Origin of the sequence: Saccharopolyspora kobensis, assembly GCF_900108315.1 — a bacterium.
Classification (GTDB): Bacteria; Actinomycetota; Actinomycetes; order Mycobacteriales; family Pseudonocardiaceae; genus Saccharopolyspora; species Saccharopolyspora kobensis.
In genome coordinates this window covers 1,734,137-1,757,530 of sequence record NZ_FNVB01000002.1, presented here as the reverse complement: position 1 = coordinate 1,757,530, position 23,394 = coordinate 1,734,137, and the positions used below count along the sequence as shown (strand labels likewise).

Annotated in this window: 20 protein-coding genes; 18 read left to right on the top strand and 2 right to left on the bottom strand. The window is 71.2% G+C overall.

Going from position 1 to position 23,394, the window contains the following annotated elements; genetic code table 11:
- Positions 1-6: 6 nt before the first annotated feature.
- The gene (locus tag C4T78_RS07975; RefSeq protein ID WP_177247717.1) at positions 7-1,917 is read right to left on the bottom strand and encodes a glycoside hydrolase family 84 protein; all 1,911 of its coding nucleotides are present in this window, start codon (positions 1,915-1,917) and stop codon (positions 7-9) included.
- Between the two features lie 253 nt (positions 1,918-2,170).
- Between C4T78_RS07975 and C4T78_RS07970 the strand changes: the two genes are divergently transcribed.
- From C4T78_RS07970 to C4T78_RS07890, 16 genes are all read left to right on the top strand, one after another.
- A complete protein-coding gene (locus C4T78_RS07970; protein WP_093356372.1) occupies positions 2,171-3,115 on the top strand; it encodes a MetQ/NlpA family ABC transporter substrate-binding protein in 945 nt (314 codons plus the stop codon).
- A complete protein-coding gene (locus C4T78_RS07965) occupies positions 3,112-4,137 on the top strand; it encodes a methionine ABC transporter ATP-binding protein (protein ID WP_093356373.1) in 1,026 nt (341 codons plus the stop codon). The genes C4T78_RS07970 and C4T78_RS07965 overlap by 4 nt, the downstream gene beginning before the upstream one ends.
- Complete coding sequence (locus C4T78_RS07960) at positions 4,134-4,796, top strand: methionine ABC transporter permease (RefSeq protein ID WP_093356375.1); 663 nt, start codon at positions 4,134-4,136, stop codon at positions 4,794-4,796. Before C4T78_RS07965 ends, C4T78_RS07960 begins: the two co-directional genes overlap by 4 nt.
- Positions 4,797-5,167: 371 nt before the next feature.
- A complete protein-coding gene (locus C4T78_RS07950; protein ID WP_093356376.1) occupies positions 5,168-6,184 on the top strand; it encodes a LacI family DNA-binding transcriptional regulator in 1,017 nt (338 codons plus the stop codon).
- 103 nt (positions 6,185-6,287) lie between these two features.
- A complete protein-coding gene (locus C4T78_RS07945) occupies positions 6,288-7,598 on the top strand; it encodes an ABC transporter substrate-binding protein (protein ID WP_235863729.1) in 1,311 nt (436 codons plus the stop codon).
- The gene (locus C4T78_RS07940) at positions 7,595-8,527 is read left to right on the top strand and encodes a carbohydrate ABC transporter permease (protein ID WP_093356377.1); all 933 of its coding nucleotides are present in this window, start codon (positions 7,595-7,597) and stop codon (positions 8,525-8,527) included. Before C4T78_RS07945 ends, C4T78_RS07940 begins: the two co-directional genes overlap by 4 nt.
- On the top strand, positions 8,520-9,359 hold the full coding sequence (locus tag C4T78_RS07935; protein WP_093160704.1) for a carbohydrate ABC transporter permease: 840 nt from the start codon (positions 8,520-8,522) through the stop codon (positions 9,357-9,359). Before C4T78_RS07940 ends, C4T78_RS07935 begins: the two co-directional genes overlap by 8 nt.
- A gap of 21 nt (positions 9,360-9,380) precedes the next feature.
- A complete protein-coding gene (locus tag C4T78_RS07930) occupies positions 9,381-11,324 on the top strand; it encodes a glycoside hydrolase 5 family protein (protein WP_093356379.1) in 1,944 nt (647 codons plus the stop codon).
- A gap of 55 nt (positions 11,325-11,379) precedes the next feature.
- Positions 11,380-12,114: a dienelactone hydrolase family protein gene (locus C4T78_RS07925; protein WP_093356380.1), complete on the top strand. Its 735-nt coding sequence runs from the start codon at positions 11,380-11,382 to the stop codon at positions 12,112-12,114.
- A gap of 135 nt (positions 12,115-12,249) precedes the next feature.
- A complete protein-coding gene (locus C4T78_RS07920; protein WP_093356382.1) occupies positions 12,250-13,686 on the top strand; it encodes an MFS transporter in 1,437 nt (478 codons plus the stop codon).
- Positions 13,687-13,906: 220 nt separating this feature from the next.
- Positions 13,907-15,430 carry an FGGY family carbohydrate kinase gene (locus C4T78_RS07915; protein ID WP_218161678.1) on the top strand — a complete coding sequence of 508 codons (1,524 nt, stop codon included), beginning with the start codon at positions 13,907-13,909 and terminating at the stop codon, positions 15,428-15,430.
- Entirely contained in the window at positions 15,424-17,097 is a 1,674-nt protein-coding gene (locus C4T78_RS07910; RefSeq protein WP_093356384.1) for a glycerol-3-phosphate dehydrogenase/oxidase, read from the top strand. The genes C4T78_RS07915 and C4T78_RS07910 overlap by 7 nt, the downstream gene beginning before the upstream one ends.
- Positions 17,094-18,647, top strand: coding sequence for an FAD-binding oxidoreductase (locus C4T78_RS07905; RefSeq protein WP_093356386.1), 1,554 nt, complete (start codon positions 17,094-17,096; stop codon positions 18,645-18,647). Before C4T78_RS07910 ends, C4T78_RS07905 begins: the two co-directional genes overlap by 4 nt.
- 28 nt (positions 18,648-18,675) lie before the next feature.
- Positions 18,676-19,293, top strand: coding sequence for a glycerol-3-phosphate responsive antiterminator (locus tag C4T78_RS07900; protein ID WP_093356387.1), 618 nt, complete (start codon positions 18,676-18,678; stop codon positions 19,291-19,293).
- A 23-nt stretch (positions 19,294-19,316) separates the two neighbouring features.
- A complete protein-coding gene (locus tag C4T78_RS07895) occupies positions 19,317-19,619 on the top strand; it encodes a putative quinol monooxygenase (protein ID WP_093356388.1) in 303 nt (100 codons plus the stop codon).
- Positions 19,619-20,740 carry a zinc-dependent alcohol dehydrogenase family protein gene (locus C4T78_RS07890; RefSeq protein WP_093356390.1) on the top strand — a complete coding sequence of 374 codons (1,122 nt, stop codon included), beginning with the start codon at positions 19,619-19,621 and terminating at the stop codon, positions 20,738-20,740. The genes C4T78_RS07895 and C4T78_RS07890 overlap by 1 nt, the downstream gene beginning before the upstream one ends.
- Before the next feature lie 79 nt (positions 20,741-20,819).
- On the opposite strand, the gene C4T78_RS07885 is transcribed toward C4T78_RS07890, so the two are convergent.
- Positions 20,820-21,206, bottom strand: coding sequence for a Dabb family protein (locus C4T78_RS07885; protein ID WP_093356391.1), 387 nt, complete (start codon positions 21,204-21,206; stop codon positions 20,820-20,822).
- 150 nt (positions 21,207-21,356) lie between these two features.
- Between C4T78_RS07885 and C4T78_RS07880 the strand changes: the two genes are divergently transcribed.
- Positions 21,357-22,241, top strand: a complete 885-nt coding sequence (locus C4T78_RS07880; RefSeq protein WP_093356392.1) for an AraC family transcriptional regulator — start codon at positions 21,357-21,359, stop codon at positions 22,239-22,241.
- A gap of 138 nt (positions 22,242-22,379) precedes the next feature.
- Positions 22,380-23,336 carry a threonine/serine dehydratase family protein gene (locus C4T78_RS07875; RefSeq protein WP_235863731.1) on the top strand — a complete coding sequence of 319 codons (957 nt, stop codon included), beginning with the start codon at positions 22,380-22,382 and terminating at the stop codon, positions 23,334-23,336.
- Positions 23,337-23,394 lie beyond the last annotated feature (58 nt).

The window sequence follows — 23,394 nt, the reverse complement described above, 5'->3', positions numbered from 1 at the left end:
CCCGGTTCAGCGCAGATCAGGCGCGCCGGCGATGAAGGTGTCCAGCACCCCGTCACCGACCTTGATCGGCCCCTCCGGGCGCGTCTCGCCGGGGATGGTGCGGATCTCGCTCGCCTGACGCGCCAGCTCGGCGGCCTCGGCGAACGCCTTCTCCGCGGCGGCCTCGTCACCGTCCACCCGGGACTGCAGGCCGTTCAGGCTGGCCAGCAGCGCCGGACCCCACAGGTCGGTGGCCTCCAGCCACGGCGCGGCATCGGCGACGAATCCCGGATCGGCCACGCCGTCGCGGATCCGCTGCGGTGCCGCGGCGATCAGCTCGGCGTAGGGCCGCAGGGCCTCGATCGCCGCGCCCTTGTCCTCGGCCCACTTCGCGCGGAACTCCTCGAGCCTGCGCGCCAGCTCCGGAGCCTGCGGCTGCCAGATCTCGCCCTCCAGGGTCGGCGAGAGGTGTTCCAAGTCGAAGAACGCCAGCAGCGCCTCGGTGGTCGCCGCATCACCACCGGCCAGGTAGCGGGCAGCCTCCCGCCAGGCCCGGTTCGCGTCGTACCCGGTGTCGTTCCAGGAGAAGTCGGCCGCGCCGAACTCGGCGACCTTGCTCGCCGAGGCCTGGTTCATCGGGTTGAGCACGATGCCGGCCAGCTGCTCGTGCAGCCCGGACTCCCGCTCGGCGTACGGCGCGAGCAGCAGCCGCCCCGCCGTCGCGCCGAAGTCGTTGACCGGGTAGTTGTCCCACACGAACACCTTGCGGCCCCACACCTTGGCGGCCTCCTCGGCCTGCGGCACGGTGATCTCCGGCGGGACCACCCCGACGCCGGTCCACATCATCACCACCGCCGGGTCGAGCTGCTCGCGAATCGTCTTCTTGTACGGGCTGTCGGCGGTGTCGGAGTAGTCGGTGGGCACCGTCTGCAGCGGCTTCGCGCCCTCGTGGGTGTCGATGAACTCGCGCTGGATCCGGTTGAGCAGGTCCACCTGCGCCTGCCCCGCCGCCTGCTGCGACGGCGCGCCGTACTTCGCCTCGTCACCGGCGCAGTGCCACTCGTTGTAGTCGATGTCGTCCAGCGGCAGCGAGAACGCGCGCACGCCAAGGTCGTACATCGCCTGCAGCTTGGCGATCAGCGCCTGCCAGTCCTGCTCGCTGGTGTAGCAGATGGACAGCCCGGGGGAGAGGGCGAAGGTGAACTTGACGTGGTGGGCGTCGCTCTGCGCGATCAGCTCGGCGAGTTCGGCGAGCTTGTCCGCCGGGTACGGGTCGCGCCACTGCTCCCGGTGGTAGGGGTCGTCCTTCGGCGCGTAGATGTAGGTGTTCATCTTCACGTCGCCGTAGAAGGCGAGCTGGTCCAGGCGCTCCTCGTGCGTCCACGGGCTGCCGAAGAAGCCTTCGATGGTGCCGCGCAGCGGCATCAGCGGGTGGTCGACGACCCCGGCCCCGGCGATCCCGTGGTCGCGCACCAGCTGGCGCAGCGTCTGCGCGGAGTAGTAGACGCCGTCGGAGTCGGCGCCGCCGAGCACGACCGCGCCGTCCTTGGCGGCCAGCGCGTAGCCCTCGGCGGGCAGGTCGGGCGGCACCTCGACGCCGGCGTCCTGGAGCCCGCGCGCGATGTCGTCGGTGGCGATGCCGCCCACCCGCACCACCAGCGGCGCATCCGGCTGCTGGCCGGCGTCGACGACGTCCACTTCCTCGGCGCCCGCCCCGCGCAGCACCGCGACGAGCAGATCGCGGGTCGGCTGGCTGACCTCGCGGTCGGCCACCACCGAAACCCGCTCGGGGACCGGCACGTCGTCGCCGAGCTGCACGACCTGCTGCGGCTGCGGGGTGATCTGGGGCAGCGGGGAGTCCGGGTCGGCGGTCGCCGGAGCGGACGCGCCGGCCGCCAGCAGCGCGGCGCCGGCGAGGCCGAGAACGGAGCGGATCAACTCTCCTCCTCCAGGGTCGGGGGCGTCGCGGGCCAGGCCGTCGCAGCGGACAAACCGGTCGCGATCGTGGGACAACCCAACACCGCGTCAAATGGTCTGGACAATCCGCCAGATGGTTGATGATCGCGCTACCACAACCGGGGGCCGAACGGCAAATCGCGCCGTTTCCACCCAGATCCTGAAACGATTTCGGGCAGGCCGACCCGGTGCTGCAAGGTGTCCGCGAAGTGATCGACACCTGAAAGGGCCTGCCATGTCCGACAACGACGCCACTCCCGCCGATCTGGGACTGCCGGAGAAACCGCGCCGGCGCGGGGGTGCGGTGGCGGTGATCGCCGTCGTCCTGATCGCGGTGGTGGCCGCTGTGCTCTACGCGGTCAACTCCGGATCCGACGACACCGCCGCCGGGCGGACCAAGGTGCGCATCGGCGTCACCGACGCCAGCAAGGAGTACTGGAAGACCTACAAGGAGCTCGCCGCCGAGCGGGGAATCGACCTGGAAACGGTCAACTTCAGCGACTACCACCAGGCCAACCCGGCGCTGTCGCAGCGGCAGATCGACCTCAACCTCTTCCAGCACGTGCTGTTCCTGGCCAACTACGACGTGTCCAACGACGACACGCTCACGCCGATCGGCTCCAGCTACGTGGTGCCGCTGAGCCTGTACTCGCAGAAGCACACCGACGTCGCCGCCATCCCGCAGGGCGGCACCGTGGCGGTGCCCAACGACAAGACCAACCAGGCGCGCGCACTGCTGGTGCTCCAGCAGGCCGGGCTGATCAAGCTCAAGGGCGGCGGCACCGTGCTGTCCACCCCGGCCGACATCGACACCGCCGCGTCGAAGGTGACCGTGGTCCCGGTGGACGCCGCGCAGACCGTGGCCTCGCTGCCGTCGGTGGACGGGGCGATCGTGAACAACAACTTCGCCCTCGACGCCGACCTCGACCCGAGCGCGGCGCTGTTCGGCGACGACCCGAACAGCCCCGACGCGGCGCCCTACATCAACGTCTTCGTCACCCGCGCCGAGGACAAGGACAACCCGGTCTACCACGAGCTCGTGGAGCTCTACCGGGACAAGCGCGTCGCCGACCAGGTCCTCGCCGACTCCAAGGGCACCTCGGTGAGCGTCGACCGCACGCAGGCCGAGCTGGAAGGCATCCTGGCCGGGCTGACCGAGACCGTGCGGGGCGCGAAGTGACCCCGATCGTCGAGTTCCGGCAGGTCGGCAAGACCTTCGGCACCGGAGCGCGGTCGGTGACCGCGCTGACCGGGATCGACCTCTCCATCGAGGCCGGCGACGTGTTCGCGGTCATCGGCTACTCCGGAGCGGGCAAGAGCACCCTGGTCCGGCTGATCAACGCGCTGGAGCCGGTGAGCTCCGGCAGCCTACTGGTCGACGGCACCGACATCACCGGGCTGCCGGAGCGGCGGCTGCGCGAACTCCGCCGCGACATCGGCATGATCTTCCAGCAGTTCAACCTGATGCGCTCCCGGACGGTGTTCGGCAACGTCGCCTACCCGCTGAAGGTGGCGGGCTGGGACAAGGAGAGCAGGCAGCGGCGCGTCGCCGAGCTGCTGCACTTCGTCGGCATCGCCGACAAGGCGTGGAGCTACCCCGACCAGCTCTCCGGCGGGCAGAAGCAGCGGGTGGGCATCGCCCGCGCGCTGGCCACCAACCCGAAGATCCTGCTCGCCGACGAGTCCACCAGCGCGCTCGACCCGGAGACCACCGGTGAGGTGCTGCGGCTGCTCAAGCGCGTCAACACCGAGCTCGGCGTGACGATCGTGGTGATCACCCACGAGATGGAGGTGGTCCGCGAGATCGCCGACCGGGTGGCGGTGCTGGACTCCGGCCGCGTCGTCGAGCAGGGCAGCGTGCTGGACGTCTTCGCCACGCCCAAGACCGAGACCGCCCGCCGGTTCGTGGAAACGGTGCTGCCCGACCGGCCCGGCGGCGAGCGCCTCGACCGGCTCCGAGCCCGGCACACCGGTCGGCTCATCACCGCGCACCTGCGCGACGACCGCCGCGTCGGTGCGGCGCTCTCCGAAGCGGTGAGCCGCCACCAGGTGCGCTTCGAGATCGTCGACGGCGGGCTCAAAGAGCTCGGCGGCGTGCAGCTGGGGCGGCTGACCCTGGAACTGCTCGGCGCGGAGTCCGATGTGGACGCGGTGATCGCCGAGCTGCGCCGCACCACCGAGATCGAGGAGCTGACCGCGTGACCATCGACTGGCAGACCATCGGGCCGGTGCTGCTCACCTCGATCGGCCAGACCGTGTGGATGGTGCTGGCGACGATGCTCGTCGGCGGGCTGCTCGGCCTGCTGCTCGGCATCGCCCTCTACACCACCAGGGCGGGCGGGATCCTGGCCAACCGGCTGGTGTTCACGGCGCTCAACGTGCTGGTGAACATCATCCGGCCGATCCCGTTCATCATCTTCATCACCGCCATCGGGCCGCTGACCATCAAGGTCGTCGGCACCACGCTGGGCACCTCGGCGGCGACCTTCGCGCTGATCGTTGCGGCCACCTTCGGCATCTCCCGGATCGTGGAGCAGAACCTGGTCACCATCGACCCGGGCGTCATCGAGGCGGCCCGCGCGATGGGCGCGAGCCCGCTGCGGATCATCACCACGCTGCTGGTGCCGGAGGCGCTGGGTCCGCTGATCCTCGGCTACACCTTCGTCTTCGTCGCCGTGGTGGACATGACGGCGGTGGCCGGCGCGGTCGGCGGCGGCGGGCTCGGCGACTTCGCCATCAGCTACGGCTACCAGCGCTACGACTGGACCGTCACGGTGATCGCGGTGGTGATCATCATCGTGCTGGTGCAAGCCGCCCAGTACCTCGGGAACTGGTTGTCCCGCAAGGCGTTGCGGCGCTGAGGGGGCAGGGAGCAGACCGGGTCACGATCGGCGCGGGAGCGCTTGAGGCGGCGGCGTGGCCCGCGAGCCGGTCGGCAGCGCTGTTGGGCTCCGCGGGTACGCGGTCGAGGAGGTTCTCGACGGTGGCGCTGCCCAGCCCGCCGGTGACCACGATCATGCCGGTGGCCTTCCCGGAGCGACTGCGACCGCCGCACCGCTTATCTCCTGGACGGGATCCGCGGGCACCGGTCCGCCGCTGGTGGACGGTGACAGCGTCCCGCCGTTGAGGCGGCGAACGACCATCGGACTGATCGAGTGCGGTTGCAGGGCCGCCAGCTACCATTGCTCGCCGGGATCCGGCAGCTCTGGCGAGGCGTGGGGAGGAGGCCGGGTTGAAGCGGCCGACGATCATCGACATCGCCCGCGAGGTCGGTGTTTCCAAGGCCGCGGTCTCCTACGCGCTCAACGGTCGTGGTGGCGTGTCCCCGCAGACCCGCGAGCGCATCCTCGAAGTCGCCGCCGAACTCGGGTGGCGGGCCAGCAGCGCCGCTCGTGCGCTCTCCAGCGACCGCGCGGCCAGCGTGGGCATCGTGCTGGCCCGCTCGCCCGAAGTGCTGCACACCGAACCGTTCTTCATGCAGATGGTCGCCGGGCTGGAGCAGACGCTCTCCGAGCACGGGGTGTCGCTCCAGCTCGCGCTGGTCGCCGACACCGCGACGGAACTGGCGACCTACCAGCGGTGGTGGGCCGAGCGGCGCGTGGACGGCGTGGTGGTGACCGATCTGCGGGCGGCGGACCCGCGCCCGCGACTGCTGCGGGAGCTGGGCACTCCCACGGTCTTCTTCGGCACCGCGGAGGCGATGCCCGGAAGTTCCGTGCTGCTGGTCAACGAGAACGACGTCGCGCGAACCGCTCTCGCGCACCTGGCCGGACTCGGGCACCGGCGCATCGGGCACGTGCAGGGGCCGCGAAGCCTGCAGCACACCGTGCGCCGCGAGGAGGCGCTGCGCGCCGCGGCGCGGGAGTACGACGGCGTCGTGATCAGCCGGGCATCCGGCGATTACACCGAGGAGAGCGGGATGCGGGCCACCCGGCGGCTGCTCGCGGCCCGCGACCGGCCGACCGCGATCGTCTACGACAACGACGTGATGGCGGTGGCCGCGGTGGCCGGCGCGGAGGAGCTCGGCGTCGCGGTGCCCGCCGAGCTCTCGGTGCTGGCGTGGGACGACTCGATGCTGTGCCGCGTGGTGCGCCCGGCGGTGACCGCGTTCGCGCACGGAGTGGCCAAGGACGCCGCGACCGCCGCGCGGATGCTGCTCGAACTGGTCGAAACGGGTGCGGTCGAGGAGGGCGAGCTGTCGTCCCGGCGGCTCGTACCGCGGGCCAGCACAGCTGCGCCCGGAAGTTAACGACCCGATAACGGCGGTTTTCGACTCTTCTGATTAACCGGTTAAGTCCCTAGCTTGATCGGCGGGTCCAACGACGGGCCCGACAAGCACGAGGAGTCGTTTCGTGGACAAACGCTCGCTCGCGGCGGTGTCGTTGATCGCGACGCTGATCACCGCCATGCTCACCGGCTGCGCACCACCGGCCGAGAACTCCCACCGCATCACCTACTGGGCCAGCAACCAGGGCAAGAGCTCCGAACAGGACCTGCGCATCCTCGGCGCGGAACTGGCCAAGTTCACCGAGCGCACCGGGATCGAGGTCGACGTCGAGGTCATCGGCTGGTCCGACCTGCTCAACCGGATCCTCGGCGCGGCGACCTCCGGAGTCGCCCCGGACGTGGTGAACCTCGGCAACACCTGGGCCGCCTCGCTGCAGGCGACCGGCGCGTTCGTGCCCTTCGACGATCCGCTGATGGACCGCTTCGGCGGCCGGGACCGCTTCCTGGACAGCAGCATGAGCTCCACCGGCATGCCCGGCCGGGCGCCGTCGTCGCTGCCGCTGTACGGGTTGTCCTACGGCCTGTTCTACGACAAGGCGCGCTTCGCCGAAGCCGGCATCGACCCGCCGCGCGACTGGCAGGAGTTCCTCGTCGCCGCCAAGCGGCTGACCGATCCGGCGCGCGACCGCTGGGGTCTGACCATCGCAGGCGCCAGCTACACCGAGAACGCGCACTTCGCGTTCATGTTCGGCCGCCAGCAGGGCACCCACCTGATCGATGAGCGCGGCAACGCCACCTTCACCTCACCGGAAGCGGTCGCCGCGGTGCGGCAGTACGTCGACCTGATGGGCGCCGAAGGAGTGGTGAGCCCGGACGACGCCGAGGAGGGCAACGCCTCGGGTGCTGCGTCGAACTTCACCAACGGCAGAGCCGCGATGCTCATCGCGCAGAACAGCGTCATCCCGACGCTGCAGGAGAACGGCATGCCCGACGAGGCTTACGGCGTCGTGCCGCTGCCGGTGCCGGATCCGCTGCCGCCGGGCGGGCGCGCGGTGCGCAGCCACGTCGCCGGGTCGAACGTCGCGGTCTTCGCCGACAGCCCGCGCCGCGAGCAGGCCCTGGCGCTGGTGGAGTTCCTGACCAGCGCCGAGGAGCAGGCGATCCTCAACGACCAGTACGGCACGCTGCCGGTCGTCGAGGACGCCTACGGCCATCCCGCGTTCCACACGCCGAAGAACCAGGTCTTCCGCGAAGTGCTGGCCACCGGCTCGGAAACGGTGCCGATGATCCCCAACGAGGCGCACTTCGAGACCACCGTCGGCGCTGCGATGCGCGACCTGTTCGCCGAGATCGCCACCGGTCGGCAGGTCGGCGCTGCGGAGGTGCGCGAAGCGCTGTCCGACGCCGAGCAGAAGATGCGGGGGAGCGGCGGATGACGACTCCGACACGCGCCGAACGCCGCAAGTGGACGCCCAGCAGGCGGGCGCTGCCGTACCTGCTGCTGGCGCCCGCGCTGGCCTTCGAGCTGCTGGTGCACCTGGTGCCGATGCTGGGCGGGCTGTGGATGAGCGTGCTGGAGCTGACGCAGTTCCACGTGCGCAACTGGATCCGGGCGCCGTTCGCGGGATTGGACAACTACCGGTTCGCGATCGACTTCAACGGGGCGGTCGGGGCCGAGCTGCTGCACTCGTTCCTGATCACCTGCGCCTTCGCGGTGCTGACGGTCGCGATCTCCTGGGCGCTGGGCATGTTCGCCGCCACGCTGCTCCAGCGGTCCTTCCCCGGCCGCGCCGTGCTGCGAGCGCTGTTCCTGGTGCCCTACGCGCTGCCGGTCTACACCGCGGTGCTGATCTGGAAGTTCATGCTGGACCGCAGCGACGGCATGGTGAACACCGTGCTCGCCGACCTCGGGCTCGGCGGCGGCACGTTCTGGCTGCTGGGCGACAACGCGTTCCTCAGTCTGGTGATCACCGCGGTGTGGCGGCTGTGGCCGTTCGCGTTCCTGGCGCTGATGGCCGGCATGCAGTCCATCCCGTCCGACGTGCACGAATCGGCCACAGTGGACGGGGCGGGCCCGTGGCAGCAGTTCCGCTCGATCACGCTGCCGATGCTGCGCCCGGTCAACCAGGTGCTGGTGCTCGTGCTCTTCCTGTGGACGTTCAACGACTTCAACGTGGCCTACCTGCTGTTCGACAAGTCGGTGCCGGGCGCGGCGAACCTGCTGTCCATCCACATCTACAGCAGCTCGTTCCTCACCTGGAACTTCGGCCTGGGCTCGGCGATGTCCGCGCTGCTGCTGCTGTTCCTGCTGGTGGTCACCGCCGGGTACCTGGCGTTCACGTCGCGGAGGATGAAGGATGTCTGAGCCTCGCTGGTTCCGCGTCCTGCGGGTGGTGGGGCTGACCGGCCTCGCGCTGTTCGTGCTCGTCCCGCTCTACGTCATGGTCACCTCAGCGGTCAAACCGCTGTCCCGGGTGCAGGACCGGTTCGAATGGCTGCCCGGCGAGATCACCTTCCAGCCGTTCGTGGACATGTGGTCCACCGTCCCGCTGGCCACCTACTTCCGCAACAGCGTCGTGGTGGCCGCGGGCGCGGCGGTGCTGTCGGTGGCGATCGCGGTGCTCGCCGCCTACGCGATCAGCCGGTACCGGTTCCGGGGTCGGGACACCTTCCGCATCGTCGTGCTGTCCACCCAGATGTTCCCCGGCATCCTGTTCCTGCTGCCGCTGTACCTGATCTACGCCACGATCGGGCAGGTGACCGGCATCGCGCTGCACGGCAGCCAGGTGGGGCTGATCATCACCTACCTGACGTTCTCGCTGCCGTTCTCCACCTGGATGCTGGTCGGCTACTTCGACTCCATCCCGCGCGATCTCGACGAGGCGGCGCTGATCGACGGCGCGGGCCCGGTGGGCGCGCTGGTGCGGGTCGTGCTGCCCGCCGCGCGGCCGGGCATCGCGGCGGTGGGCATCTACTCGTTCATGACCGCCTGGGGCGAGACGCTGTTCGCCTCGATCATGACCGACTCGGGATCGCGCACCCTGGCCGTCGGGCTGCGGGAGTACTCCACGCAGTCCTCGGTGTACTGGAACGAGGTGATGGCCGCCTCGCTGGTGGTCAGCATCCCGGTGGTCGTCGGTTTCCTGTTCCTGCAGCGCTACCTCGCGCAGGGGCTCACCGCGGGCGCGGTCAAGTGACCGCCCGAGAAAGGGGATTCGATGCGACGCAACTCCGCGAAGCTGCTGGCGGGTGGAGTGCCGCAGGTGTGGCTCGGGGCGAACTTCTGGTCCCGCACCGGCGGCCCGCTGATGTGGCGGAACTACTCGCCGGAGGTGGTGCGCGAGGAGCTGCGGGTGCTGTTCGACCACGGCCTGCGGCAGACCCGCTCGTTCTTCTACTGGCCGGACTTCATGCCCGCGCCCGACCGCATCGACGAGGCGAAGACCGAGCACTTCGCCGACTTCCTCGACGCGCACCGCGAGGTCGGGATGACCTCCATCCCGACCTTCATCGTCGGCCACATGTCCGGTGACAACTGGGATCCGGCCTGGCGCGGCGGCCGGGATCTCTACGCCGACGTGTGGCTGGTGTCCCGGCAGGCGTGGTTCGTCCAGCGGATGACCGAGCGCTTCGCCGCGCACCCGGCCGTGGCCGGGTGGCTGATCAGCAACGAGATGCCGATCTACGGCCGGCTGCGGCACGAGCCGAAAGCACCGGTCGAGCAGGTCAACGCCTGGGCGCAGCTCATGGTGCAGGCAGTGCGCGCCGGCGGCGGGCACCAGCCGGTGTCGCTGGGCGACGGCGCCTGGGGGATCGAGGTGACCGGCACCGACAACGGGTTCTCGGTGCGCGACACCGGCGAGCTGGTCGACTTCGTCGGGCCGCACGTGTACCGGATCGACGGCGACCCGGTGCGCCAGCACCTCAACGCGGCGTTCATCTGCGAGTTGTCCGCGGTGGCCGGGAAACCGGTCGTGCTGGAGGAGTTCGGGCTCTCCAGCGACCAGGTCTCCGCGGCAGGCGCCGGGCACTACTACCGGCAGACCCTGCACAACTCGCTGCTGGCCGGGGCCACCGGCTGGATCGCCTGGAACAACACCGACTACGACGACCTCGTCGAGCAGGGCCCGTACTCGCACCACCCGTTCGAGATGCACTTCGGGATCACCGACCGCGCCGGGAACCCGAAACCGCCGCTGCACGAGCTCGCCGAGTTCGCCCGCATACTGTCCGAAGTGGACTTCGCCGGGTGCGAGCGGCCCGACGCGCAGGCCGCGCTGGTGGTCACCGAGTACCTGGAGCGCGGCTACCCGTTCAGCCAGGACGACGACCGCCCGCTGATCTTCACGTCTCTGCAGCAGGCGCACGTGGCGGCCCGCGAGGCCGACCTGCCGGTCGGCTTCACCCGGGAACGCGACGGGATCGACCCCGACTGCTCGCTCTACCTGCTGCCCTGCGTGAAGCAGATCCAGGGCCCCACCTGGCAGCGGCTGCGGGAGCGCGTCGCCGACGGCGCGCTGCTGTACCTGTCCTACACGGCGGGCGAGGTGGGCCACCACCGGCAGCCGTGGATCCCGTACTTCGACGAGACCTTCGGCGTCGAGAAGCAGCTCACCTACGGCGTGGTGGACGAAGTGGCCGACGAGGTGGTGGAGATGACCTTCACCGAGGACTTCGGCGACATCACCGCGGGCGAGGTGCTGCGCTTCCGGGTCGGCGGCAACGAGCACAGCCGCGCCTACCTGCCGGTGCGGCCGCGCGGCGCCAAGGTGGTGGCCACCGACGCGCACGGGCGCCCGGCGCTGCTCCGGCACCCGACGGGCAGCGGCGAAGCGGTGCTGTGCACCTACCCGGTCGAGCACTTCGCGGCCCGGAACTCGCGGGTCAACCCGGAGGACACCCACCGGCTCTACGCGGCGCTGGCCCGCATCGCCGGGATCGACCGGGTGATCTCGGTCGACGATCCGCGGGTGTTCGCCGACGTGCTGGTGCACCGGGACGGACGTGTCTTCGCCTGGCTGGTCAGCCAGCACGACCACGAAGTCCCGGTCGTGCCCACCGCGCCGGGACGTTCGGTCCACGAACTCGGCACCGGGGAGGAGCTCACCGAAGTGGTGCTGCCCGCCTACGGCGTGCGCGTGGTCGAGCTGAAGACGCGCTGAGGCGGGTTGGGGCATGCTGGTCGGGAGTTGATCGTCGACCCGCCGGAGGAAGCCCATGCCCACGACCCCGGTCGAACTCACCACGCGCAGCAGCGCCCTCGGCGGTTCGCGCAAGCTGACCGGTCACCTCGCGCAGCCCGCGGGTTCCGGGCCGTGGCCCGGCGTCGTGGTCGTCCACGAGGCGTTCGGGGTGGACGAGGTCATGCTGCGCCAGACCGAGCGCATGGCCGAGGCCGGTTACCTGGCGCTGCTGCCCGACCTGTACACCGACGGAGGTGCGCGGCGCTGCCTGGTGCCGACCATGCGCGCCGCGCTCTCCGGTCGCGGACGCGCCTACGCCGACCTGGACGCCGCGCGGGAAGCCCTGGTGGAGCGGCCCGACTGCACCGGCAAGGTCGGACTCATCGGGTTCTGCATGGGCGGGGCCTTCGCGCTGGTCGCCGCCGGGCTCGGCAAGTTCGACGTCGCCTCGGCCAACTACGGGCAGCTGCCGAAGGACATCGACCGCGCGCTGGCCGGTGCCTGCCCGGTCGTGGGCAGCTACGGCGGCCGCGACGGGCTGCTGAAGGGCGCCGCGTCGAAGCTGGACGCGGCGCTGGAGCGGGCCGGCGTGCCGCGCGACGTCAAGGAGTACCCGGACGCCGGGCACTCGTTCCTCAACGACGCCGAGAACGGGCCCCGGGCGATTCGGCCGCTGCTGCGGATCACCGGCACCGGACCGCACCCGGAATCGGCCGCCGACGCCTGGCGGCGCATCGAGGCCTTCTTCGCCGAGCACCTGAGCGCTTGACGGGCGGGTTTCGGCGAGGTTAATGTCTCGCCTCAACGACAGGCATAGACGAAGAGCCACTGTCAGCGGACTTCGTCGTGCCTTCGTCTCGTCGGATCGCTGCCAGCGGCCTTCTCTTCCGAGAGGTGGCGATCCATGGCCTCACCTTCGAACCCGGCAGCGGAGACGATCTCCGGCGTCCCGCACGTGGTGGCGTTGATCAACAAGCTGGAGCGGCTGCCCGGCAAGGCGAACCTGCTGTGGTACCTGATCCTGGGCGGGCTTTTCCTCGACGCCTACTCCAACGCCGCGCTGGGCGCCGGGCTCTCGCCGATGGTCTCCGAGCTCGGCCTCACCGCGACCCAGGTCGGGCTGCTCACCGCGACCGCACCGGCCATCGCGATCGTGTTCAACCCGATCGGCGGCTGGCTGGCCGCCCGCATCGGCCGGGTCAAGCCGCTGCTGCTGGCCAAGGTCATCGCCGTGGCGGGCGCCCTGCTGACCGCCTACGCGGGCACCTTCGAAACCGTGTGGTGCGGCCGCGCGCTGGTGGGCATCGCCTACGGCATCGACTTCGCGGTCGCGATGGCGATGCTCGCCGAGTACACGCCCACCAAGCTCAAGGGACGCCTGAACCTCTGGCAGTGCGTCTGGTACATCGCCACCACCACGAACCTGGCGCTGACGCTGGTGTTCTTCAAGTTCGGCATCGGCACCGAGATCTGGCGCTACTCGGTCGGCTCCGCCGCGGTGTTCGCCGGCGTGCTGCTGATCCTGCAGCTGCTGTTCCTGGTGGAGAGCCCCGCCTGGCTGGCCTCGCAGGGCAGGCTCGCCGACGCCGCCAAGTGCCTGCACCGCATCTACGGCTTCAACGTCGTCGCCGGTGAGCGCACCGAGACGCGGACCGAGCAGCAGCCCGCCATCGGTTTCCGGCACACCGGCGTGCTGTTCCGCAAGCCCTACCTGGCGCGGACGATGCTGTCCACGATGATCTCGCTGACCCAGTCGATGCAGTACTTCGCCATCGGCTGGTACCTGCCGGTGATCAGCCTGGCGATCTTCGGCGACCAGTTCGAGACCGCCACCATCGGGTCGATGGTGTTCAACGCGGCGGGCATCATCGGCGGCGCGGTCTCGGCCTACATCGGCCGCCGGATGGGCCTGCGGCTGAGCTCCGCGGTCGGCTACGCGATGGCCTTCGTGCTGCTGCTGACACTCGGCTTGGGCTTCGGGAACCTGCCGACGCTGCTGTCCTTCGCGGTGCCGTTCCTGTTCATCTTCTTCCACTCCGCGGGGCCCGGCGCCAACGGCAAGTCCATCGCCGCGCTGTCCTACCGCAGCGACATCCGCACCCTGGGCACCGGGATCACCGGCATGCTGGGCAGCTTCGGCAGCGTGATCGGCCTCTACATCTTCCCGCTGATCAAGGAGTCGATGGGCCTCGGGGCGACGATCGCGCTGCTGTCCGCCGTGCCGCTGCTGGGCCTGATCACCTGCCTGATCATCAAGTGGGACCCGACCCGCAGCAGCATCGACCCGGACGAAGAGGTCATCGACCTCAAGCCGCGCGCGCTCGCGGGAAGACCGGTCTGACGAACTCGTTTTGCGCGGTGGTGCGGGTGGCGGAACCTCAGCGTCCGCCTGGCGCCGGGATCCCGTTCCTATGTATGCCCAATACACGGCGAACGGGCCGTCCTCGCCAGGCGAACGCTGAGCACCCGCGGCGGTGCAAGCGCCGTAGACGGGCCAAGCGGCTACGCCGCTTCAAGACAAACATCAGCTTCAAGGACAGGCACTGAGGGAGGCACGGCACGTGAGCGGAACGCAACGGGGCGTCCTGTCCATCGATGAAGGCTCCACCGGCACTCGGGCGGCGGTGGTCACCGCCGACGGCGCCAGCGGCCCGTCCTTCTACCAGCCGATCGCGGTGCTGCACCCCGATCCGCTGCGCGTCGAGCAGGACGCCGACGAGCTGTGGCGGCGCACGCTGGACGTGGCGCGGCAGGCGGTGCGGTGGGCCGGTGACAACGCGGTCGAGATCACCGGCGTCGCCCTGTGCACCCAGCGCGCCACCGCCGTGCTGTGGGACCGCGAAACCGGGCGGCCGCTGGCCCCGGCCGTGGTGTGGCAGGACCGCCGCTACGCCGCCGAGCTCGCCGAGCTCGCGGCCGAGTGGGACCCGGTCCAGCTGGCCCGCACCGGCCGCCCGGTCGGCACCCGTTCGCCGTTCTTCTGGGCGGCGCGGCAGATCGAGCAGAACCCGCAGGTGGCCGCCGCGGCGGCGGACGGCCGGCTGCTGTTCGGCCCGATCGACACCTGGCTTAGCTGGAACCTCAACGGCGGCACCCGGCACGGGGTCGCCACCTCCAACGCCGCGGCGCTCGGCGGCTACCTGCTGCGCGAACACCGCTGGGACGCCGAATGGCTCGCCGCCGTCGGCTGCCCGGCGCAGCTCGCGCCGGCACTGGTCGACGACGACGGCGACTTCGGCTGGACCGACCCGGACGTGCTGGGCGTCCGGGTGCCCATCGCGGCGGCGATGGGAGATCAGCACGCATCGCTGATCGCGCTGGGCGCGCTCGAAGCCGGGCAGGGCATGTGCATGCACGGCACCGGCACCTTCGTCGGCGCGCTCACCGGCGACGAACCCGCAGACGCGGCCACCGCCACGGCCGGGGTGCTCGCGCTGCCCGGCTGGCGCAGCGGCGGGCGCACCCGCTTCAGCCTGGAGGCCTACACCTCCACGACCGGTTCGGCCCTGCGCTGGCTGGTCGAGGACCTGCAGCTGTTCGACTCCGCCGAGCAGGTCGGCGAACTCGCCGGCCGGCAGCCGCGCGAACGGGAGACCTGGTTCGTGCCCACCCTCGCCGGGCTCCGCACCCCCGTCGCGGAGCCCGGCGCGCGGGCCAGCCTGACCGGTCTGAGCCTGGCCACCACCCGGGCCGGGATCGCCCGCGCCGTCCTCGAAGGCATCGCGCACTCGGTGTGCGACACCGTCGACGGAGTGCGTGCGGCGATGCCCGCGGGGCACGAGCTGACCCGGCTGCGCGTCGGCGGCGGGCTCGCGGCCAGCGACGCCCTGCTGCAGAGCCAGGCCGACCTGGCCGGCGTCGCCATCGAGCGGGCCGCGGACTCGGCCACCGCGAGCCTACGCGGCGTCGCCTACCTGGCCGGGGTCCGCCTCGGCCTGTGGGACTCGCTCGACGAGGCCCTCCACGCACTCCCGGCCGGCCGGGCCTTCGAGCCCGCGATCGGCGAGGACGAACGGCAGGAGCTGCGCGCGCAATGGGGACGCGTGCTCCGCAAGTCACTGCCAGAAGAAGGAACAACATGCTGAAACTCCCCGGCAGGCGGCCGAACTCGGCCGCTGCCAAGGCAACCCCCGGTGCGCCGGTGACCCTGGACCGGCGGCGGGCGCTGCGGCGGCTCGGCGAAACCGAGTTCGACGTCCTGGTGATCGGCGGCGGCATCACCGGCGCCTACACCGCGCTGGACGCGGTCTCCCGCGGCCTGTCCGTGGCGCTGGTGGAACGCGACGACTTCGCATCGGGAACCTCGTCGAAGTCGTCGAAGATGGTGCACGGCGGCCTGCGCTACATCGAGCAGGGCAACGTCAACCTGGTCCGGCACTCGCTGCTGGAGCGCCACCGGTTCCGCCGCAACGCGCCGCACCTGGTGCAGCGGCTGCCGTTCCTGTTCCCGATCCTGGAGCAGGAAGGCGTTTTCGACGCCCGCGTCGCCAAGGCCTTCGAAGGTCTGCTGTGGACCTACGACCTGGTGGGCGGCTGGCGCATCGGTCGGCTGCACCAGCGCCTGACCCCCAACGAGGTGCTCTCGCACGCGCCGACACTGCGCGCCGAGCACCTCAAGGGCGGGTTCATGTACTACGACAGCCGCACCGACGACGCCCGGCTGACCCTCACCGTCGTGCGCACCGCAGCGCACCTCGGCGCGGTCGTCGCCAACGGCGCGAAGGTGGAGCGGCTGGTCAAGAGCGGCGGCCGGGTGCGCGGCGCGGAAGTCCACGCCGACGGCCAGCAGATCGACGTGCGAGCCCGGGTCGTGGTGAACGCGACCGGCGTGTGGACCGACGGCATCGACGCGATGGCCGACGCCGCGCACCGCCCGCAGGTCCGCCCGGCCAAGGGCGTGCACATCGTGGTGCCGTGGTCGAAGATCCGCAACGACTGCACCGTCACCGTGCCGATCCCCGGCCGGGCCCGCCGCGCCACCTGCACCCGCTGGGGCGACGTGGTCGTGCTCGGCACCACCGACACCGACTACACCGGCTCCGTCGACGACGTGCACTGCACCCGCGAGGAGATGCAGTTCCTGCTCGACGGCGCCAACGTCGCCTTCGACACCGACCTCGGCCCCGACGACGTGCTCGGCAGCTACGGCGGTCTGCGGCCGCTGGTCGGCGGCAAGGAGGGCGCGACCCTCGACATGCGCCGCGACCACCACATCGAGGTCGGCACCGGCGGCATGGTCACCGTCACCGGCGGCAAGCTCACCACCAGCAGGCACATGGGTGAGCTGGTGGTGGACAAGGTCACCGGGCTGCTCGGCCGCAAGACCCGCAGCCGCACCGCCAAGCTCCCGCTGCTGGGCGGCGCGGGATACGACGCCGAAGCCGTCGGCGCCTCCGGCGGCATCGCCGCCCACCTCGGCGGCCGCTACGGCACCGAAGCGCGTTTCGTCAGCGCGCTCATCGAGGAGAACCCCGAGCTCGGCGAACCGCTGCTGCCCGGACACCCGCACCTCAAGGCCGAAGTCGTCTACGCGGCCCGCTGCGAGATGGCCCGCTCGGTCGACGACGTGCTCTCCCGCCGCACCCGCCTGCGCCTGTTCGCCCGCGACGCCTCCGCCGAAGCCGCCCCCGTCGTCGGCGAACTGCTCGGCGCCGAACTGGGGCTCGACGAAGCCGAGATCGCCGAGCAGGTGCGCAGCTACCAGTCCGAAATCGCCCGCGAGAAGTCGATCCTGTTGGGAGACCAGGCATGATCAGCCGTCAGACCATCACCCACCCCTTCAACCGCGGCAACTACGTCGTCGGTGCCCCGACCCCGCCCCGCTACGCGGCGCGCACCGAGATCGGCCAGGGCCCGGCATCGCTGCAGACCGAGGCGGTGGAGGTCCCGGCCGGCGTCATCGCCGAACTGCGCGCCACCGCCGACGCCGTGCACACCGATCACGACGAGGTCGTGCTGCGCACCCGCGACTGGTGGGCGGGTTCGATGATCGGCGAGACCGCCGACCGCCCGGCCACCCCGGACGCGGTGATCGTCGAGGTCAGCACCGTCGAGCAGATCCAGGCGGTGGCCGAGCTCTGCCACGACAACACCATCCCGCTGACCGTCTCGGCCGGCCGCAGCAACGTCACCGGTGCCGCGCTGCCGGTCTTCGGCGGTGTCGTGCTCGACGTGTGCGGGCTGACCGGCATCACCTCCTTCGACGCCGAATCGCAGATCGTCGAGGTGCGGGCCGGCATGTTCGGCGACCTCTTCGAGCAGGAGCTGCAGGAGACCCACGGCGCCACCACCGGGCACTGGCCCTCGGCGTTCGCCATCTCCACCGTGGGCGGCTGGGTCGCCTGCCGCGGCGCCGGGCAGCTGTCCACCCGCTACGGCAAGATCGAGGACATGGTCGTCGGGCTGGACGTGGTCCTGGCCGACGGCACGCTGACCACCTTCGGCGACTACCCGCGCGCGGCCACCGGCCCGGACCTGCGGCAGCTGTTCGTCGGCTCGGAAGGCACCCTCGGCATCATCACCTCCGTCCGGCTGCGCACCCACCCGCTGCCCGAGCACGCCAAGGCCATCGCCTACGGCTTCGCGACCTTCGCCGACGGCCTGGAGGCCTGCAGGCAGATCATGCAGCGCGGCGGCACGCCGGCCGTCCTGCGGCTCTACGACCAGCTGGAGAGCGGCACCCACTTCGGCCACCCGGACACCAACCTGCTGCTGATCGCCGACGAGGGCGACCCGCTGGTGGTGGAGGCGAGCATGGCGGTCAGCGCCGAGGTGTGCGCGGCCACCGGCACCGAACTCGACGGCCAGGCGATCTTCGACCGCTGGCTCGACGAGCGGATGCTGGTCGGCAAGTCCTCCGACGGCTTCACCCCCGGCCCCGGCTTCGTCGCCGACACCCTGGAGATGGCCGGGCCGTGGGCGAAGCTGCCCGCCATCTACGACGACGTGTGCGCCGCGATCAACAGCGTCCCGGGCACCCTGGCCGCCTCCGCGCACCAGTCGCACGCCTACACCGACGGCGCCTGCCTGTACTTCTCGCTGCGCGGCGACGTCGAACCCGAGCGGCGGCGCGAGTGGTACCGGGCGGCGTGGGACGCGGCCAACCAGGCGCTGATCCGCCACGGGGCGGCGCTGAGCCACCACCACGGGTCCGGCCTGCTGCGCGGCCCGTACCTGGCCGACTCGCTGGGCAGCGGCTTCGGGGTGTTCGAAGCGGTCAAGAACGCGCTGGACCCGCGCGGCGTGCTCAACCCCGGCAAACTCGGCCTGCCGAGCCCGTTCGGGACCGGCCCGCTGGACTGAGCGACCCGACGAGGTAGAAGTTCCTGTCATGAGCGAACGTGCCACACCCCGGCCCCGGCCGGTCAAGCCGCTGCTGGCCGCGGCGTTCCAGGACGTCCCGGTCTGCGCGTCCGTGGTGGGCTCGGCGCGGGTCAAGGACTTCGCCTCGGCGGCATCGCAGGTCTGCGTCCTGGCGTCGATCCCGGTCGGCGAGCTGACGAACGCGGTGCGCGTCCTGGTGCACCTCGGCAAGACCGTGTTCGTCAACATCGACGCGTGCCCCGGCCTGGCCCAGGACCGGGGCGCGATCGACTTCCTCACCGGGATCGGCGCGCAGGGCGTGGTCAGCACCCGAGCCGCGCTCATCGACCGGGCCCGCGCGCTGGACATGCTGACCATGCAGAAGGTGTTCGTCACCGACCGGTCCAACCTCAACCGGAGCATGGAGGGCGTCGGGCGCAGCAGCCCGGACCTCGTCGAGGTGATGCCCGCGCCGATCATCCCGTGGATGCCGGAGGAGGCGCGCCGGGTGCTCTCGCCGTTCGTGGCGGCGGGCTTCGTGATGGACGCCGCCGGTGTCGCGCACTCCCTGGCGATGGGCGCGGTGGCGGCGGCGACCTCCGACCCCGCGCTCTGGTCCCTGACCCGGGACCAGCTGCGCGGCTGAACAGCTGTGAGATCAGGAGAACCATGAGTTTCGTCGTAGTCGCCCGCTACGTCGTCCAGCCGGGCGAGCGGGACCGAGTGCTGGAACTGCTCGCGCCGATGGTTTCGGCCTCGCTGGCCGAACCCGGCTGCCGCCGCTACGGCGTGCACACCGGGGTAGAGGACGACGTGGTGGTGCTCGTCGAGGAGTACGACGGCGAATCCGACTTCGCCCGGCACTGCGAGACCGAGCACTTCCAGCGGATCGTGCTCGGCCAGGTGGTGCCGCTGCTCGCCGACCGGCAGGTCACCCGCTGCACCCCGTTCCAGCCCGGGACGGAGGCGTGATGCGAGTCCGCGCCGCCGTCCTGCGGGAATCCGGAGGGCCCGAGCCCTACGCGCAGTCGCGCCCCATCGAGGTCACCACCCTGCACCTCGACCCGCCCGGCCCGGGCGAGCTGCTGGTGCGGGTCCGCGCTGCCGGGCTGTGCCACTCGGACCTGTCGGTGATCAACGGAACGCGCCCGCGCCCGTTGCCGATGGCCCTCGGTCACGAGGCCGCCGGTGAGGTCGTGGAAGCCGGGCAGGGGACGGGTTTCGCACCCGGTGACCACGTGGTGCTCGCCTTCGTGCCGTCCTGCGGCGACTGCGAGCGGTGCGTGGCCGGACGCCCGGCCCTGTGCGGACCGGGCGCGGCGGCCAACGGCGAGGGCACCCTGCTCGGCGGCGGCATGCGGTTCAGCGCCGACGACGGGACCCGTCCCTACCACCACCTCGGCGTTTCCGCATTCGCCGAGCACATCGTGGTGTCGGCGCGCTCGGCGGTGAAGATCGACCCCGACATCCCCTTCGAAATCGCCGCGCTGTTCGGCTGCGCGGTCCTCACCGGCGCCGGTGCGGCCCGCTACTCCGCGCAGGTGCAGCCGGGCGAGAGCGTCGCGGTGTTCGGGCTCGGCGGTGTCGGGCTCGCCGCGCTGCTCATGGCGAAGGCGGCCGGCGCGTCCACTGTGGTCGCGGTCGACGTCGTGCCGCACAAGCTGGAGCTGGCCACCGGGCTGGGGGCGACGCACGCGGTGGCGGGCGGATCGGGTGCCGTGGCGCAGATCCGCGAGATCACCGGTGGGGGAGCGGAGAAGGTCATCGACACCACCGGCGTCGCCCCGGTGCTGCGCCAGGCCTACGACGCGACCCGCAGCGGCGGCACGACCGTCACCGTCGGCCTGCCCGATCCCGAGGCCCAGCTCACCCTGCCCGCGCTGAGCCTGGTCGCCGAGGAACGCACGCTGCGCGGCAGCTACCTGGGTTCGTGCGTGCCCCGCCGCGACGTGCCCCGGTTCATCGAGCTGTACCGATCTGGTGCGCTCCCGGTGGACCGGCTGCTGTCGCACCGCATCGAACTGGACGAGATCAACGAGGGTTTCGACCGCCTGCACGAGGGAAGCGCCGTTCGTCAGGTCGTGGTCCTCTAGCGGTCGCTGCCTGATGGGTCGGTGACGCCCCGGACCGGACGGCCCGCGGGTGTTGCGCAGCCGCGCGGGACCGAGGGGATCATCGAGGGATCGTGTCGAGGAGGCGGCCCCACTCGGGATGTGCCGCCACCTTCTCCCGGTGCATCGCCACGATCTTCTCCTTCAGCGCGGGGTCCATGTCGTCCGACGACTGGAGCGCAGACAGCCGGGCCAGGTGCGGCAGGATCTGGAGGTCGCCGTCGAGGTGCACCGGGTCGTACAGGTAGCGCCGCAGCGCCACCAGATCCCGCACGCCCGCGCAGTAGGCGTGGGTGTAGCCGTCGGCGGAATCTCCGAGGTCCTGGCCGACTGCTGAGAACGACACCGAATCGAGGTTCGCGGTGCGCCGCATCGCCGTCAGCACGGCGGCCCTTTCGGCCTGGGTCGTCTCGGCTCTGAAAGCGAAGCGCAGCATGAGGATGATCACGGGTCCTTACCTTCTCCTTGCCGGTTCACGGAAGGTGTTTCACCACCGTAGGAACCGAACCCGAGACGGCCAATGCGTCATGGTCTTGAATGGATAAGCGAACGTCTCCGCGGAGAGACGGCCAGGAGACTCGACGGCGGGGTTGGCGATATGGACGTGCTGAGTGATGTCATCACCGTGATGCGCACCGGTGAACCGAGGTCAGCGCGCGTGAGGCGGGTCTCCCCGTGGCGACAGCGCCTGCGACCGACGCCGGGGACGGCTGCGTTCGAGGTCGTTCTGGCGGGGACGTACTGGCTGATCCCCGCGGAGGGCGACCCGGTGGCGCTCGGTACGGGGGACGTGCTGCTCCTCCCGCACGGGGGTCACTACGAACTGGCTGATTCCGTGCAGGAGGGCGCCGACGGGGCCGGCCCACTGACCACTGTGGTGCTGTGCGGTGCCTACGAACTCGACGCGGACCGCGGCCATCCGCTGCTGGACGAGCTGCCCGACGTGGTGCATCTGCCCGCCCGGCTCGGGCGCCACCCGCGACTTCGGGCGGTGGTGGACCTGCTCGGCGCGGAACTGGAGAGCCCCGGGCCCGGCACCAACGCCGTCGTGTCCGCGCTGCTGGAGACGTTGCTGCTCTACGTCCTTCGGGCCTGGCTCGAGGACCAGCCGGTGTGCGCGGGGCCCACCGGCTGGGCGGCGGCGCTGGCCGACCCGGTGATCCGCACGGCGCTGGACGCGATCCACCACGATCCGGCGCGGCCGTGGACCGTCCAGGAGCTGGCGACATGCAGCGGGGCCTCGCGCGCCGCGTTCGCCCGACGCTTCACCGCCCTCGTCGGCCGCCCGCCGTTGACCTATCTGACCTGGTGGCGGCTGACGACCGCGGCGCGCCTGCTGCGCGGCTCCGACGCACCGCTGAGCGTCGTTGCCGCACAGGTCGGATACAGCTCGGAGTACGCGTTCGCCAACGCGTTCCGCCGCGAGTTCACCATCGCACCGGGCCGCTACCGCAACGGGAAGCGCCTGCCGCGCCAGGTGTAGGCCGTGCCCGGCAGCGCTCGCCCCTGCACCGACCAGCCACAATGCACCCGCAGGCCGCGGAGGCCGGGCAGGGGCCGGACGGCAGCAAACCTGCGACGGTCGGCAAGACCATCGGACAGATCCCAGGCGGAGGCGAGCGTGTTGATCGGCATCACCGACATCGAGGCAGCGGCGGAGCGCATCGCCGAGCACGTCCTGCGCACACCGACGGTGCCCAGTCCCGGGCTCGCCGAACTCCTCGGTGCCCCGGTGACGGCGAAGCTGGAGCTGCTCCAGCGCACCGGCTCCTTCAAGGTTCGCGGGGCCGCGGCGAAGCTGCTGTCGCTCGGCGAGGCCGAACGCGCCGCTGGGGTGGTCGCGGTCAGCGGCGGCAACCACGGCATCGCGCTGGCGGTCATGGCCGGGGCGCTCGGGATCAAGGCGACGGTGGTGATGCCGCGCTCCGCGCCCGGTCGCGCCGTCTCGATCGCCGAATCGGCCGGTGCCGAGGTCCGGCTCACCGACGACATGGCCGGGGCGTTCAAGCTGATGACCGACCTGCAGGCCAGCGGGCTGACGCTGGTCCACCCGTTCGACGATCCGGCCGTCATCGCCGGTCAGGGCACCGTCGGCCTGGAGTTCGCCGAAGACGCCGGGCCCGTCACCGACGTGCTGGTCAGCATCGGCGGTGGCGGGCTGATCTCCGGTGTCGCCGCCGCGCTGCGCGCCCGCCGTCCCGGCGTGCGGATCTGGGGCGTGGAAACCGCCGGGGCGCACGCCATGTCGGCGGCGCTGACCGCAGGCGGGCCGACCGAGATCGAGCTGTCGTCCATCGTCTCCACGCTCAGCGCCCCGCAGGTCTCACCGCTCACCTACGAGCACGTGTCGGCGCTGGTCGACGACGTGATCGTCGTCTCCGACGCCGAGGCGGTCCAGGGCGTGCTGGACTTCGCCGAGCGGGCCAAGCTCTGGGCCGAGCCGGCCGAGGGCTGCCTGCTCCCAGCCGCCCGCCAGGTGCTGGAACGGGTCGGCGACGCCGAACTCGGGCTGCTGGTCTGCGGTGGCAACGCCACCACCGCCGACGTGACCGACTGGGCCCGGCGCTTCGGGCTGTGACCCGACGGGGGAATACTCGGGCGCGATCACCGCTTGATTGCTGTCGCAATGATCGTAT